The 15,331-nt window shown below is 57.5% G+C and carries 10 protein-coding genes; 3 read left to right on the top strand and 7 right to left on the bottom strand.

What is annotated here, in order from left to right; translation table 11 throughout:
- Positions 1-62: 62 nt before the first annotated feature.
- From ACUNV4_RS03950 to hflK, 7 genes are all read right to left on the bottom strand, one after another.
- Positions 63-1,907 carry a sensor histidine kinase gene (locus ACUNV4_RS03950; protein ID WP_430877194.1) on the bottom strand — a complete coding sequence of 615 codons (1,845 nt, stop codon included), beginning with the start codon at positions 1,905-1,907 and terminating at the stop codon, positions 63-65.
- Positions 1,908-2,189: 282 nt separating this feature from the next.
- Positions 2,190-5,810 carry a translocation/assembly module TamB domain-containing protein gene (locus ACUNV4_RS03945; protein ID WP_430877193.1) on the bottom strand — a complete coding sequence of 1,207 codons (3,621 nt, stop codon included), beginning with the start codon at positions 5,808-5,810 and terminating at the stop codon, positions 2,190-2,192.
- Positions 5,807-7,618, bottom strand: a complete 1,812-nt coding sequence (locus ACUNV4_RS03940) for an autotransporter assembly complex protein TamA (protein ID WP_430877192.1) — start codon at positions 7,616-7,618, stop codon at positions 5,807-5,809. The genes ACUNV4_RS03945 and ACUNV4_RS03940 overlap by 4 nt, the downstream gene beginning before the upstream one ends.
- Before the next feature lie 245 nt (positions 7,619-7,863).
- A complete protein-coding gene (locus ACUNV4_RS03935; RefSeq protein ID WP_430877191.1) occupies positions 7,864-9,222 on the bottom strand; it encodes a TAXI family TRAP transporter solute-binding subunit in 1,359 nt (452 codons plus the stop codon).
- 24 nt (positions 9,223-9,246) lie between these two features.
- Complete coding sequence (locus ACUNV4_RS03930) at positions 9,247-9,564, bottom strand: DUF2853 family protein (protein ID WP_430877190.1); 318 nt, start codon at positions 9,562-9,564, stop codon at positions 9,247-9,249.
- Positions 9,561-10,538, bottom strand: coding sequence for a protease modulator HflC (gene hflC / locus ACUNV4_RS03925; RefSeq protein WP_430877189.1), 978 nt, complete (start codon positions 10,536-10,538; stop codon positions 9,561-9,563). Before hflC ends, ACUNV4_RS03930 begins: the two co-directional genes overlap by 4 nt.
- Entirely contained in the window at positions 10,535-11,593 is a 1,059-nt protein-coding gene (gene hflK, locus ACUNV4_RS03920; protein ID WP_430877188.1) for an FtsH protease activity modulator HflK, read from the bottom strand. Before hflK ends, hflC begins: the two co-directional genes overlap by 4 nt.
- A gap of 343 nt (positions 11,594-11,936) precedes the next feature.
- Between hflK and ACUNV4_RS03915 the strand changes: the two genes are divergently transcribed.
- Genes ACUNV4_RS03915 through ACUNV4_RS03905 form a run of 3 tightly spaced genes read left to right on the top strand, consistent with a single transcriptional unit; the run spans position 11,937 to position 15,330 of the window.
- Positions 11,937-13,499 carry an ABC transporter substrate-binding protein gene (locus ACUNV4_RS03915; protein WP_430877187.1) on the top strand — a complete coding sequence of 521 codons (1,563 nt, stop codon included), beginning with the start codon at positions 11,937-11,939 and terminating at the stop codon, positions 13,497-13,499.
- Entirely contained in the window at positions 13,499-14,449 is a 951-nt protein-coding gene (locus ACUNV4_RS03910) for an ABC transporter permease (RefSeq protein WP_430877186.1), read from the top strand. The genes ACUNV4_RS03915 and ACUNV4_RS03910 overlap by 1 nt, the downstream gene beginning before the upstream one ends.
- The gene (locus ACUNV4_RS03905; RefSeq protein WP_430877185.1) at positions 14,446-15,330 is read left to right on the top strand and encodes an ABC transporter permease; all 885 of its coding nucleotides are present in this window, start codon (positions 14,446-14,448) and stop codon (positions 15,328-15,330) included. The genes ACUNV4_RS03910 and ACUNV4_RS03905 overlap by 4 nt, the downstream gene beginning before the upstream one ends.
- Position 15,331: the final 1 nt, after the last annotated feature.

Here is a 15,331-nt window from a genome sequence, read left to right as displayed (position 1 = left end):
GTCACTGCTCGATGCGGCGTCGAACACCGGCGCAGGCGTAACCGAGCCGGCTCGCAAGAGAATCAGGCGGCTTTCGGCAGAATGCCGGGCCCCGACAGCAAGGACGGCTCCACCTCGCAAGGCCAGTCGAACAGAAAGCTTGCCCCATGCCCTGGCTCCGATTCGATGGTGATTTCACCGCCATGCCGACTCACCAGTTTTCTGACAATGGCCAGGCCCACCCCGGAGCTCATGGAGTGATCCTTTGGCTGCAAGGTGGAAAATACCTCGAATATCCTTTCATGGTACCTGGCGTCGATTCCCGGACCATTGTCCGACACGACAAAGCGATGAAAACCGGCTTTCGGACTATCTACAGCACTGACGATGACCAGAGCATCCTCCGGGTTGCCATGATATTTGTAGCCATTGCCCATCAGGTTCATGAACACCTGAAACAACTGCGTCTGACAGGTGGTCAGTACCGGCATCTCATCCAGCACCTGAAGCTGATCCTCCCTGACACCCAGCATGGTTCGAATGCCATGCAGAAGTTCCAGCACGTTCACGGTCTCCGGAATCTCCGCATCTGCCCCCAGACCGGAATATTCCAGAACACCGGTGATCAGGCCTTGAGAGAGTGTCACCTGTTTCCGAATGAGCCCGAGCCGTCTTGCGAATTCAGGTTGCGATTCCTCGAGACCGGGAAACTGCTCCGCCATGTCATCTTCAATGCAGCTGGCAAGCGCTGCGATGCCCCTGAGAGGTGTTTTCAGATCATGTGACACCACATAGGAAAATGATCGAAGCTCTTCATTGAGTTCTTCAAGCGTCGCATTGCTTTGCTGCAGGGCTTCCGATTGGCGATCATACTTGGCGGCGATCTTCCTGCCGTAATCCAGCGCTCGTCGGTTGGCCTGTGCCATGTAGACAAGCAGACAGACCAGCAGGGCGTTGATGATCAGTCCGCCGAACAATATCAGTGCCGGCTCGAGACGCTGATGGGCCTGACGAAAAGCGAGCGTACTATCGACCTCGAATCGCCAGACACGACCCATGAAGAACATCTCTCGGGAATACTGCAACATCGGTTCGGGATCGAGATCAGCACGATCGGCGAGTTGCTCGTCGTACATCACCTGGCCTTCATCCGAGACCTTGAGCGATACCTGACGACTGTCGTTTTCCAGAACCACAGCGGCCAGATTCTGAGTGAATATCGAGGCAACGACTGCCCCCCTGAAGCTCGCTCGTCGTTGCGCGACGGTATCCGGAGTTTGCGCATCGTAGATCGGGGCAAACAGCAGCAGGCCTGAATCTCTGTCCAGTCCAAACTGAACCGGTTCGGTAATCTGCACCTCGCCGGTATCCATTGCTCGTTCGATGGCTTGCATACGGCGCGACTCGCGTGCGGCATCCAGACCCAATGCTCTTTTTTCGAGCTTCCGCGGAGCGACGAAGGTTACTGGCAGATAGTACGGTCGGCTGTCAATGGATCGAGAATCGACGGCCGGATTGATACCGAATTCAGGACGCATTCTGCGCTGTTCCAGCTCGAACGAAGCCGCGTCTTCAGGCAATACCTTGTAGACGACACCAAGACTGTTGAGAGCGGGGTGCCGTCCCGCCAAGTCCATCCGGTCAGTGAAAGCCTGCCATTCGTCGGGCAGAATCCCCTCATTGCCGGAGACGTAGCCAACGCCTGCATGGAGCACATCCTCGTAACGACGCATCTGCTCTTCGAAATCACGAATGACGTCATGTGCCTGAGCGTCGAACTGCAACCGGGTGCGCTCCTGCACACCGGCAAGAGACATTTGCCAGGCAATGATTGTCGCCACGACGGAGACGCCCACCATGAGGTAATGCAACCGGGTGATTGGCTCTGCAGCGTTGATCTGACGACGCCCCCCCACAAGTCGTGCCATGCGGTCAGCCAGCCTTGCCACTAGCGTCGGGTCTGTTCAGGAAAACAAGGCATGATTCGAATCGGATTTTTTCGGGTGTAACGCAGGCTATCGGCCAACTCGCGTTCATCTGAAAACCGAATCACCGCTGAATTGACGGCAAGCTGTGACGTCATTCTCAAACAGGCAGTCAGCCCCACCTCGAGGCGGGGCGGCATCCGGCAAGTTCGATCTTGTCTGGCCCCCAGGCAATCGATCTTCGCCTTGGCCCCCACAGCGAGCCCATCAGTGCTCCGTCACTACTCATTTCTCGATGGTGTAGATCAGATCCGCACTGCTGCCGCTACCACTTTCGGCCTCCACCGCCAACTTGTCAGTCAGCCGATAGCGCATGTTGAACGTATTGATGGCATCGAACAGGCCAATGCCGTAGCTGACATACAAGTCCGGCGTCAGGTACTTTCCGAGGGTATAGCTACCCCCTGTGGCGCCAGGCGGCTGCCCCAGCAGGATGTAGGACAGAATGCTGGCATCCGGCATCGGTGGCTCCGAGTACAACTCCAGTCTCGGAGACTGGGCCGTACCCTTGATCCTTGCACCGGCAATGACGTCATATTCCTGGACTTCACGCGCCACTTCCATATCCAGACTGGGATTGTCCACCGGTCCTCCACTGAACAGGATACGACCACGTTCCATATTCAGCTGTTGACCGTAAATCACGTAGTCACCATTGAGCACATTGATCGTACCTGTGCCCCGAGGGGCGATTTCCGGGGTCTGCTGAACACGCAGATCACCTTCGAGACGCCCTCGAAAGTCGCCCGCCTCGACTTCCACGCTGTCACCGAGAATGATCTGCACATCCAGTTCGAGTTGGCTGGGCGGCGTCTCGGCCTGCTCTCCTTCCTCCGAGACGTACACCACATCGGATGAGGAACTGACGGTCTTGATGCCATCATTGCCGCCATTGGCATTGATATAGGCACTGGGAATGGTGACCTTGCCATCGACCTTCATGCCACTGTTGTCCATGGCGATGTCCAGTTCCGGACTGACGACTGCCTGCATCATGCCCGTGTTGGCTACCTGATAGTTCTCGCCGTCAACGCTGATCGAGAGCGTTCGAGTCCCCGGGTCGACACTACCGTTGATATCCAGCTTGCCCTCCCCCGAACTGGATTCGCCATCGATGAGCAAGGTGCCATCAGGATTGCCCCTGATGGTCAATCGGGTGTCTTCGATCAACATGGCGGTTTCGGGTATCTCCGCCGTGAAATCCAGCAGACTCAGTTCGCCTTCGATCTGCGGCGTCTTCAATGTACCTCCCATCGAGAGATTGCTCTTCAGTGCGCCAGACACCTGCTGGATCTGTGGTGCAAACGCGCTGATCAATGTCAGATCCGGTAAGTCGGCATTCAGACTACCAGCCAGTCTGCCTTCGCCAGCGAGATCCGATATCGACGCCTTCGCCGTCAGATCGCCAAAATCGGTAAAGGCTGTCGTCAAGTCCATCACGGCATCATTACCGGACCAGGAGCCCTGGATGCGTGTCGGCTCGAGACCGATCTCGACCGGCGATGTGTCCGCGTTCAAGGTCAACTTGCCCGAGTCCAGCACCAGACTGGCTTCGGCGTTCATGCTTCCTTGCGCACCAAGACTTGCCGTGACATCGCCATTGAGTTCCGTGTCCACGATGAATCCCGGTGGCAGATAGGCCTCCGCCAGGTCGGGGGACAGTCCGCTGATATTCAACGCTACGGTGGAATCACCGGCTGCCAGCCAGTTGGCATCGACACACAGGCTGCCGTAGGCATCGCTGTTGTCGAGACACAGCTGCGAGGCTTCGGCCTTTTCCGCCGATGCGCCGATACTGACCGGTTCACGCAACTGCCAGGTACCAGCGGGCGTCTCTTCCAGTTGCAGGGAAGTCAGCGAGCCATTCCATGCATTATCTCGATAGGCACCCGTCAGCTGCGTGGCGAGATTCCCCTGGTCCGTATCGGCCGACAATGCGAGTCGATGATCGGCCTGGCTGCCTTGAACGCTCAGATCGACATCACTGACAGTCTGCCCACCCGCCGTGATGTCCGCAGCTTCCAGCGACACATCCAGAGCCGCATCGCTGGCAAGGCCGGCATCGATATCAAACTGCAAGCTGCCTACACGGTTTTCGGCATAAGCCACATCGTCCGCCTCACCACTCATGTCGATCACGGGTGCTTCCTGAGTCCCCGACACGGTACCTGCCATGCTGATCGAACCGGCAAGCTCCGGCATGAGACTACCCAGATCGGGCGCTTCAAGTGTGAAATCGAGCGCCATCTGTTCATCGATTTCGCCATTTGCATCAAGCCTGGTCGAACCATGTGTCACATTGAGCTGATCGATGTTCAGTTTTTTCCCGTCCAGCTGGACTTGCCCACCACCGGACAAGGCCTGATCACGCAGGCGTCCCGAAAGACGCTTGATGTCAGCGGACACTTGCGGACCCTGTTCGGTAATCTGCCCCGTCGAGCTGACCGACAGATCGATACTGCCCGGAAAATCCTTCCACTGAACACCAGGATCGATCCCTTCCGTCACCAGCTCCACATCCCAGTCCGGCTGGTTCTCCCAGCTGGCAACGCCGTTGGCTGACACGGTTCCATCCAGAGTCTGCCCCTGCAGCGTGAAATCGCTGAGTGCGGTGGCCGAACCATTCAGTGACAGAGTCCACTGCCCTTCGGGAATGGCCTGACCGTCAACATCGGTGCTGAGGCTGGCCGTGAATTCCTCCGCTGAACCACTGGCATCGAAGGTGCCGCTGGCGCTGCTGAATTGCGCTTCACCATCCAGCGGCCAGCTCAGGTTCTGCCACTGCCCCTGGACTTCGCCTTGCAGCGTGGCAAAGGTCACCTGCCCCGCTGCGGATAACTGGCCACCGTTCTCCTCGATTAGGAGCTGCAGCGATCGAATGTCGAGGCTCTGCGTGGAGCCGCTGACATCGGCATCGAGAGTAACGGGACCTGTTTCGGCGGTAGCCGCATTGACGGTCGCCTGAGCCTGATAATCGTCCGGCGTGCCGCTGGACTGGAGTGATATCCGGGGGCTGGACGTGAGCATTTCGGACAGTGATTCGGGATTTGGCACACTAGCCTCGACCGAAGCCTCCCAGGCCGGTGCCTCGATGACATCGCTGACAGTCGCCGCGATGTCCGCTTCCGCGAATCCGCTGATCTGGTGATCGATCTGCAATCGGGCCAGACTGCCCGCCAGCGTTCCTTCACCCTGTAGCGGAGCAGACTGCCCGACATCGGCCAACCAGTCCAGCGACAGATCCATCGGGTAGTCATCACGGCTCGTCACATCACCCTGGACATGCAGCTCACCCTGCGGCGCAATGACCTCGAACTCCGCCAGATGGATATCAGCTGCTTCAGCACTGGCGCTCAATGCGACACGATCGATCTGTATGGCAGTATCCTGACCTGCCGGGTAGATGGCGATATCCGTCACGGCAATGTCGTTCAGCGTGATGGCCACAGGCAGCGATATATCAGGCAGTCCGCCCCCAGTGGCGCTGTCCTCTTCCGGCTGTTCGCTTGCCTCGGGCAAATGCACTTCCACGCCGTCCAGATGCAACTGATCCACTGCGACTTCCCTGCCAAGCAAGGCGCTCGGCCGCCAGTCGAAATCCAATGCACCCAGGTGGGCCTCGATGCCGTCGGTCTGTACATAATGCAACCCGCGAAGCTGTAGCGGCCCCGCCAGCTTGCCGCTGGCCTCCTTCCATTCCAGCGTACCAGGCGCAAACTTCTTGCCCATGGCCAATGCCTGCTGGAAGCCGCTCTCGGTGCCGACAATCCAGCTTACCCCACCAATGATCACGATGATCAGAAGCAGCAGAACCAGGCCGACGATTTTCAGAATACGTTTGATCACAGGTCGGATCCGATAGTCAGATGCAGGCGCAGCTCCTTGCCCGGCGGTTCATCCAGTGCATGTCCGAAATCCAGACGAACCGGCCCGATGGGCGAGCGCCAGTGAACACCCAGACCGACCCCGGTCTTGTAATCCGGCTCGTCGTCGAAAGCATCACCGACATCGACGAAAGCGGCGATACTCCATTTCTCGCTGACCGGCACTTCATATTCCAGGCTGCTCTCGAGCAGGTGCTTGCCACCCACGACATCGCTACCGATACTCGGTCCGATGACGTTGTAGGCATACCCCCGAACAGTCTTGTCGCCCCCGGTGAAGAACCGCAGCGAGGTCGGCAACTGATCGAAGTCGCTGACCGAAGTGGTACCGGCCGCGCCTCGTGCGATCAGACGGGTGGAGTTGGCAAAGGAATGGATCCACTTGCCGCTGATCATGGGTTGAATGAAACTGGTATCGGACAAGGCATCTTCACTGGCACCTCGAACACTGAGCTGCAACAGAGTGCCATACGCCGGATAGATCCGTTCACTCAGCTCCGCCGGAAAGGTACGAGTCCATTCCACGCTGGGAATCAGCAGCTTGCTGTTTTCATCCTCATTCGACACTTCATAACGTTCTACCAGGTAATCCACTGAATAGGTCTTCATCCAGAGCCCGTCCCGATGTCGATAGTATCCACCGAGCTTGGCGGTGGTGTAATCGCTGGTATCCGAGTGTTCGTCTTCCACCGAACCACGAATACCCCAGGAATCGGTACGCGGATCACTGCCGGGGATGGTGTAGTCTGCCGCGATCCCGTATCTGAGCTCGGAGATCAGCGCCTCGCCGGTGAAATGATGACCTGCCTGATTGACTCGCCGACGCGTCATGCCCGCCTTGATCCTCGCCCCCGTGTCCGTGCCATAGCCGGCACCAAAGGAATAGCGCGTCGGATTGCGTGCCGTCAGGTTGACGACGACCGGAATGACGTGATCGTCATTGGCATTCTCGGGAGAGACGTCGAGTGTGACTTCCTGATAGTACTCGGTATTGCTCAGATCACCCTGCAGCTGTTGAAGATCCTCCGCCAGATAGGGCTGACCGGGTTCGATTTCCGAGTAGCGCGCCAGCATGTCATCGCTCAGCCAGGGCTTGTCCTGATTGAAGCTCACTTCGCCCAGAAAATAGCGAACACCACTGTCGAAGTGCAGAACCACCGCCGCCTCGTACTTCTGCAGATCGATTCGAATCGCACCCTGTTGCAACCTGGCGTCAAAATACCCTCGCTGCGATGCCAGAACCTGAAAACGCTGCTTGAGCGCTTCATAGTCCTCGTGCACCAGGGGCTTGCCGACCTGCAGAGAAGACTCCCGGATGGCCGCAAGAAATTCCGGGTCTGTCTCGGCCTCCCCGCTGAGCGAGACGTCCACCTTACTCGTCAGGATACGGTCCTGTGGATCGACCACGTACGAGGCCTGCCAGACGCCATCGTTCCGCTCCAGCGTGGACGTCACGGTCGGACGGTAGTAGCCGAACGGCGCCAGGGCCTGACGAATCGACTCTTCTGCTTGCCCGTGCAGATAACGCAGACGGCCTTCGGTTGGTGCTTCCTTGTCATCGAAGGAGTACAACGGTAGAAAACCGCGGACATTGCTGAGCAATTCATCATCTACGCCCGAGATTGACACGGCGACCGTCGCCTTGGCATCGCTCTGGGCCAACACGGCACTCGGCTGCAGCACCAGCAGCATGAGTACAGCCAGCAGAGCATGCCCAAGAGCCTCGGGAAATGCCCTGCCCTGGGCCAGGCTGGTAGAGAACTGTTTCATCTGGCGCACGCCGGTTCCGTCGTTGCAGGGTCAGGAGTCGTTGAATGATAGACATCTCACGCGGAGGATTCCTGACAGTGATGGTGAAGTATCGTCAACTTGTTGATCGTACAGTGTAAATTCAGGCTATCATCATATTTCAGGCACACACCGAACCCCGCCTGCCTTACCGTGATTGTAGACTTTACAAACCGATTCAACCGATACGGGGAGAATCTCTGCCCAGAACTCGCCAGCGAAACGTGTCAGGCTGGCACATCGATTTCCTGCCTTCGCTCTATCTGCTGTGTCAGCATGTCGATATGCTGGCGCAGGGCATACAGCTCGTGCGCATAGCTCAGCGGTACCTCGATTGCCCGAGCCTCATCCTCGATACGCTTCAGTTCCAGCAGGCAGCGAGACAGTGCCGCCGGAGAACTGTCGTCGGATGTCGACTGATCAATCGCCTGTACTTCGTCATACCAGTGATACACCTTCTTTCTGACGGTCCAGCGATAGGCCGGTGGCAACATGCGCGACAGCGGCAACAGCAAGGCCAACAGTGGCAAGGCCAGCAATTTCAGACGGTCCACCAGATTGGCAGCCCAGAAAGGCAGATAGCGCAACAGGAAAGGCACGCCATACTTGTAATAGCGCTCGGCATCGGCACTGACCGGGAAGTCCAGGAAGTCACGGGAAGGAAATCGGCCGGCTCGTGAGAACAGGGTGTCACGAGCCGCCACACTGGCAGCTGCCCGCATCATCAGATCTGCCAGCGCCGGATGCAGATCGTCGCTGGCCACCAGAGTGGCAGCCACCGCAATCAGATCGATGGTCTCCGGTGGTCGATCCTGCGCCAGATCGATCACCCCGCGTGGCAGCGTCAGGTGCGAGAACCAGGAGTATCGTCGCGCATAGGCTTCGGCTCTGCCCACACTCATCAAGCGGACATCCGGCTCTGCCAGCAGTCGTTGCACCATGCCGGCATTGGCTGACGAGATGGTCAGCGCCGCATCGATCGACCCATCGAGCAAGGCGTCCACTGCGGCGGAACCGGTCAGTGGCAACAGGGTCAGTTCGGCGTCGGTCAGTGCATTGTCGGCGAGCAGTTTCAATGCCACCTGCCGCGTACCACTACCCGGTGCGCCTACCGCGACTCGCAGGCCTTTCAGATCACCGATACTGCGCAGTCGTGTTTGCTGATTCGAAAACAGCCACAGGGGTTCGAAGTCCACACTGGCCAGGCCTCGCAATTGCGGATGCTCTGCCGCGGAAGCGATACCGGACTGCAGAAAGGCCACCTTGACATCGCTGTCTTCTTCCAGCAAGGCCAGATTTTCCACCGACCCTGCGGTCTCTCGCAGCTGCAGCGTCACACCTTCCTTGGCAAACTCTTCTGACAGCTGCATCGCGAAGGCATGGTATGCCCCTTCACGATTACCGGTAGCCATCACCAGTGTATCCGGTGGCGCCGGCTCGATGAACTGGTAACTGATCCACAGTGCCGCGGCAATCAGGACAGCAGTACCGCCGTACACACCGAGACTTGGCAGCAATGTCTTGAACCGACGCCTGAAACGCCGCCGTGAATCCAGCTTGGCCGGATTGTTGTCCTGCACAGTCATGTCAAGGAGAAGCTATCGGTTGGTTCAGGCCAGTTTGTCCATCGTTCCGGTCTGCTGTGCCAGCAGGTAGTAGAAGGTGACACGACTCTTTTGCCGAGTACTCTTCATCTGCTCGCAAACTTGCTTGATACCCTCTTCGGCAGCGGCCTGGTCCAGATCCAGTTTCTTCGCCGCAAAGCCGTCTCTTACACGGTTCAGCTCACTCTGGTCGGAACTGGAGACCAGCGCGGCATCCTTGCTGCTGCGCAGCGCGATACCGCAGTACTTGACGATGTTATCGATGCAGGTCTGGTCGGGGTTTTCCACGAATCTGGATACATCTGCGGCGTAATCAGTGCTCATGGTTCATCAGCCTCTTCAGCAGGGTTCATTGACTTGAGATATTCGAAGGCCTCACTGCCGGTGGACATGATCAGAGTCGAGTTGTTCTGCAGAACGGTCCGGTACATGTCCATCGTTTTCTGGAATTCGTAGAAATCCACAGCCTCCGCGGACTGATTATAGGCACTGGCATAGATTTCGGTCGCCTTGGCATCGGCATCGCCGCGAATTTCCTCCACTTCCCGGTACGCCTCCGAACGGATCCGATTCAACTCCCGCTCGCGATTACCATTGATACGCGCAGCCTCACCATTGCCTTCCGAGCGGAAGCGTTCGGCAATCTGTCGACGCTCGCTGATCATGCGCTCGTAGATCTTGGGTCGAACGCTCTCGTTGTAATTGACTCGCTTGAAGCGAATGTCCGTCAGTTCGATACCAAAGACTTCCACCTTGGGCGCCGCCGCTTCGAATATTTCCTGCTCGACCAGCGCCCGGCCCTTGCTGATGGGCACCAATCCACCAAGGGTTGCCAGATCGGATTCCGACAAGGAAGCATCGCGCAGAGGTTGCCGCCCCTTGGTCGTTCTGATCAGTTCGATCAACTCGTGCTTGGCAACCGCATTGCGTGTTTCACTACCCAGAATGTCATCCAGGCGAGACTGTGCACTGCGCTCGTCACGCAGACGCAGAAAATACTGCAGGGGATCAACGATGCGCCAGCGCGCGAACAGATCCACAGCGATGTACAGTTTGTCCTTGGTCGGCATGTTGCTGGGAGAACCGTCCCACTCCAGAATGCGTTTGTCGACCGGATTGACCTGCTGGATGAACGGAATCTTGAATTTCAGACCGGCTTCGGTCTTCGGTTCTCCGACCGGTTTGCCGAATTGCGTGATGATGACCTGCCTGGTTTCATCCACGGTGTACAAGGCGCCGGACAGGATCAGCAAGGCAGCAGCCACAACGATGGCCAGTATGATGGATGTGATCTTCATTGTGCGGCCTCCTGGATGGCGTTCAGATGCATCAGGGGCAGTATCTGCTGCGACTGCTCATCCACGATCAGCTTGCTGTCCAGACCCGGCAGCACCTCCTGCAAGGTCTCGATGTAGATGCGACGCCGCGTGACTTCCGGCGCCTTGCTGTATTCCACCAGCACGGAGTTGAAGCGTGCCGCATCACCTTCGGCCTCATTGATTCGCTTGAGTCGATAACCATCGGCGGCGCGGATACGCTGGTCTTTCTCGCCCTCTGCCAAGGGAATCACCTTGTTGTATTCACGGCGTGCGGCATTGATCAGGCTTTCCTTCTCCTGCTGGGCCTGATTCACTTCGTTGAACGACTCCTGCACCGGCTGAGGTGGGTTGATGTTCTTGAGTTGTACCTGGTCGATACTGACGCCTATTTCGTACTTCGCCACCAATGTCTGCATGTTCGTCAGCGCCTCCGACTCGATCTCCTGACGGCCGATGGTGATGACTTCATCGACCGTGCGATCACCCACCACTTCACGCATGACCGATTCGGAAAGGTCACGCAGCGTCTCCCCCGGATTGCGGACATCGAACAGGAACTTGCGAGGCTCGGCGATGCGATACTGCACGACCCACTCGACCAGAGCGGCATTCAGATCGCCGGTGACCATCTGCGACTGCGCAGCAATATCCGGCCGGGTCTGACTGGGGTTTGTCACCCCCGAACTGGCGAATCCGAATTCCTGCTTCAGTTGTCGTTTGACCGGCAGGATAGTGACGGTATCAGCACCCAGTGGCAGCTTGAAATGCAATCCCGGATCCTGCTCGGCAACGTATTTGCCGAATCGCTGCACGATACCCACCGAGTCACTGGGTACCGTATAGGATGCGGTGTAGGCAATCAGTGCCAGCAATGCCGCGCCGAGCAGCCCTAGCCCGCCAAGCAATCGGTTCTTGCTGCCCTTGCCGCCCCCGAAGGCCCCGCGTGTCACATTGGGACCAAATGGACCACCGGTGCTGGCCCGTGCCCCCTTGAGTTGTTTCAGGAAATTGTCGAGCGCGTCATTACCCGCCATATGAAATCCTCCGCCAACATCAGAGCATAGACTGCTGAGCGAGGATTTCCTGAACAAGCGACGTTCAGGGCTTCGCACTGTAATGCTGCAATGGCACCACGACAATGCGCGGAAGCCAACGATTTGACACGCGGGACAACTATGAACTATTGTGATTTTGCCAAATACCGACAGGTCTGACCCTTGCCGGTAGGTTCGTGAACCGAAAGACCGCTGTCCGATCCGCATGGAGCGCTTGCGAGAGAATGAACTCTCCCTGCGAGCTGCAAGTTCTCGTCTGCTGTTTGAATCTCTGGAAGGCAATGACTGTCTGCCCATTATCACCACCGAGATCTTATCTGACATGAGCATGAATATTCGCCGACTGAAAACGTCGCTTTTGCTGGCTGCCTGCCTGCTGGGTACCACCCCGGCATTTTCAGAGACAGTCATCAACGTGGGCGCCTTCGGTGCAGACGCCAACAAGCTGGACCCTCACCTGTCAGGTGGCGGCCAGGATCGTGCGTTGTTTGGCTACATGTTCAACGGCCTGACACGATTCGCACCCGGCAGCATGAATCCGGATGACATCGAGAATGATCTGGCTGAGTCGATCACCGGTTCCGATGACGGCCTCGTCTGGACAGTTGTGCTGCGCAAGGGGGTGCAGTTTCATCATGGCTACGGTGAGCTGACTGCCGAGGATGTGGTCTTCTCTCTTGACAAGGCTCGCAGCCCGGATACGTCCGCTTTTGCCAACACCTTCGGTGTCATCAGCAGTGTCGAAGCTCTGGACACTCACACGGTGCGTATCACACTGAGTGAACGTACACCAACTTTCATCGGCTTGCTGGCCAACCCCGCTGGTGGCCTTGTCATCAGCAAGCAGGCAGCAACAGAGCTCGCAGGTGACGAAAAGGCGGCGCTGATCGGCACCGGCCCCTTCCAGTTCGACAGTTACACGCCCAAGAGCCAGACCGTTCTGGTAGCGCACGCCGACTACTTCCGCGGAACTCCGAAGGTCGACCGTATCAACTATCGCTATGTCGAATCCGACAATGCGAGGGAACTGGCTTTTGCCGCAGGCGAGATCGATCTTTTCTACGGCAAACGCGAACAGGACTGGGTTGATCGCATGCGCAAGCAATACGCCAATGACATTGCCATCGATATCTTTGCACCCAGTCAGTCTCGCATGTTGCACCTGAATCAGAGCGTCAAACCACTGGATGATATCCGGGTACGTCAGGCCATCGAACACGCGATCAACCGTGATGAGTTCCAGATGTTGATCGGACAGGACATCACTCGACAGTTGCGAGCGCCCGTGCCCAGCGGTTTCCTGGGTCAGAACATCGACGTACCTGTTTATGACTTCGATCAGGACAAGTCCAGGACTCTGCTGGCTGAAGCCGGCTATCCGGATGGTCTGACACTCAAGGTACCCACCAGCAAGATAGGCAGTCTGAAGCTGCCCTTCGAGCTGATCATGGAGCAGCTTCGTCGTGTGGGTATTACATTGGAAGTGGACTTCATTGACCACCGTGCCTGGCACGCCCTGATTCGCAATAATGAAAGCCCGCTGGTCATCTATGGTGCGGCCCCCTTTCCGGAGGCTGATGCCTTTCTGACACCCTTCTTCCATTCAGCTTCAATTGTCGGAACAGCTACCGCGCAGACCAATTTCTCTCACTGCAATGTGGCTGACGCCGCGATTGACAAGGCTCGCTCTGCAGCCGATTCGACGGAACAACTCGAAGCCTGGGCCGCGGCCCAAGTGAGCATCATGGAAGCTGCCTGCGTGGTTCCCATATTTGAACTACAACAAGTATGGGGGCGACGCCAATCACTCGATCTGGGTTATGAGCTGACCGGTACCCTGAATCTGGGCCCACCGATTACCGAGAACACCACGATCACACGCTGATGACACTTGGCCTGTGGTACGCCTTGCGACGGCTGGCGCTGGCAGTACCGACCATTCTGGCGGTACTGACAGTCATTTTCTTCGCCATGCGTACTCTGCCGGGAGACCCGGCTTACGCCATTCTGGGCGACGTCGCAACCGCTGAATCAGTTGCCGCACTGCGTGAGACTCTGGGTCTCAACAAGCCCGTCGCAACCCAATATATCGACTTCGTTGCTGGCATTTTTCGGGGAGATTTCGGCTCCTCACTGGTCTTCAACAGACCGGTGATTGATGAAATTGCACGAGTCCTGCCCTACACACTGGAGCTTACCGTGGCCTCGGTGATGATCGGCAGCCTCATTGGCATTCCCCTGGGCATACTCTCGGCCATTCATCGTAATCGCACGCTGGATTACATCACCCGCACTCTGTCTCTGGTGGGTTTCTCGATTCCGGTGTTCTTCATCGCCATATTGCTGATACTACTGTTCGCCGTCAAACTCGGCTGGTTTCCGGTGATCAGCTCGGGCCACCCGGGTGATCTCGGCGCACGCCTGAATGATCTGTTTCTGCCGGCTCTGACAGGAGCCTTGCCACTGGTTGCCATGATGACTCGCGCCACCCGTTCATCCATGCTCGAAGTGCTGGGCGAAGACTACATCCGCACCGCCCGCGCCAAGGGCGCACCGTATCGCCTGATCATACTCCGGCATGCCCTGCGCAATGCACTCATTCCCGTCATCACCATCATTGGCCTGTACTTCGCGCTCATCATCGGTAATTCGGTGTTGATCGAGACCGTGTTCACGCGACCCGGGCTCGGCTCGCTGATCATCGGTTCACTGGACAACCGCGATTATCCAATGGTGCAGGGGCTGTTGGTGGTATACGCCCTGATCATCGTGGTAATCAACATCCTGACCGATCTGACTTACAGCATGATTGACCCCAGAGTGAAGCATTCATGAGCGGCACCCTGCAGCCTCCCTCGCCATCGAATTCGCGCTGGCGACAGCTGGTCTCCACATTCAATTACAACAAGCTGTCCTGGGTCGGGCTCGGCCTGTTCTTCCTGCTGGCCCTACTGGCACTTTGCGCCCCTTTGATCGCTCCCTACCACCCCATCGACCAGAGCATCATGGACCGGATGCAGCCACCGTCCATGGACCACTGGTTCGGCACCGACCAGTTTGGTCGAGACCTGTTCACCCGAGCCTTGTACGGAGCTCGTGTATCGCTGTTTGTCGGCACCGTGTCCGTCCTGCTGGGCATGCTGATCGGTGGCTCTCTGGGTGTCATTGCCGGCTATTTCGGCAAATTGACGGACCTGATCATCATGCGCATCATGGATGTCATGCTTTCGTTTCCGACACTGATCATGGGCATCATCATCGTGGCCCTGCTCGGCCCCAGCCTGCCCAATGTCATCATCGCCATTACCGCAACCCTGATACCAAAATTCGCAAGAGTGGCCAGAGCGCCCACCATCACGATCAGAGAGCGTGCCTATATCGAAGCCTGCCATGCCATGGGCTATTCGGAACTGCGAATCATCGTGTTTCACATCATTCCCAATGTCCTTGCCGAGATTCTCGTCATGGCCTCGCTGTGGACCGCCAATGCCATCATGATCGAAGCGGGATTCAGTTTTCTCGGTCTGGGTGTGCGTCCGCCAACGCCTACCTGGGGCGGCATGATCAGAGAAGGCTTCGAGTTCATTTTCCAGTCGCCCTGGATGAGCCTGTTTCCCGGCCTGTGCATCTTTCTCGCTGTCATGGCCCTGAATCTGGCAGGAGATGGATTTCGAGATGCTGTTGATCCACGGCTCAGCCGCTTGAGAGATCTCTGAC

The sequence above is a fragment of the Granulosicoccus sp. 3-233 genome (assembly GCF_052681095.1).
The sequence above is the reverse complement of the archived record's forward strand: the minus strand, read 5'-3'. Positions and strand labels throughout refer to the sequence as shown.

What these genes read in the sequence shown, in the direction of transcription:
- ACUNV4_RS03935 (WP_430877191.1), bottom strand. Translation starts at nt 9,222, where the DNA reads ATGACTGTGCAGGACAACAATCCGGCCAAGCTGGATTCACGGCGGCGT.
- ACUNV4_RS03950 (WP_430877194.1), bottom strand. Translation starts at nt 1,907, where the DNA reads ATGGCACGACTTGTGGGGGGGCGTCGTCAGATCAACGCTGCAGAGCCA.
- ACUNV4_RS03915 (WP_430877187.1), top strand. Translation starts at nt 11,937, where the DNA reads ATGAGCATGAATATTCGCCGACTGAAAACGTCGCTTTTGCTGGCTGCC.
- ACUNV4_RS03910 (WP_430877186.1), top strand. Translation starts at nt 13,499, where the DNA reads ATGACACTTGGCCTGTGGTACGCCTTGCGACGGCTGGCGCTGGCAGTA.
- ACUNV4_RS03905 (WP_430877185.1), top strand. Translation starts at nt 14,446, where the DNA reads ATGAGCGGCACCCTGCAGCCTCCCTCGCCATCGAATTCGCGCTGGCGA.
- ACUNV4_RS03930 (WP_430877190.1), bottom strand. Translation starts at nt 9,564, where the DNA reads ATGAGCACTGATTACGCCGCAGATGTATCCAGATTCGTGGAAAACCCC.
- ACUNV4_RS03940 (WP_430877192.1), bottom strand. Translation starts at nt 7,618, where the DNA reads ATGAAACAGTTCTCTACCAGCCTGGCCCAGGGCAGGGCATTTCCCGAG.
- hflK (WP_430877188.1), bottom strand. Translation starts at nt 11,593, where the DNA reads ATGGCGGGTAATGACGCGCTCGACAATTTCCTGAAACAACTCAAGGGG.
- hflC (WP_430877189.1), bottom strand. Translation starts at nt 10,538, where the DNA reads ATGAAGATCACATCCATCATACTGGCCATCGTTGTGGCTGCTGCCTTG.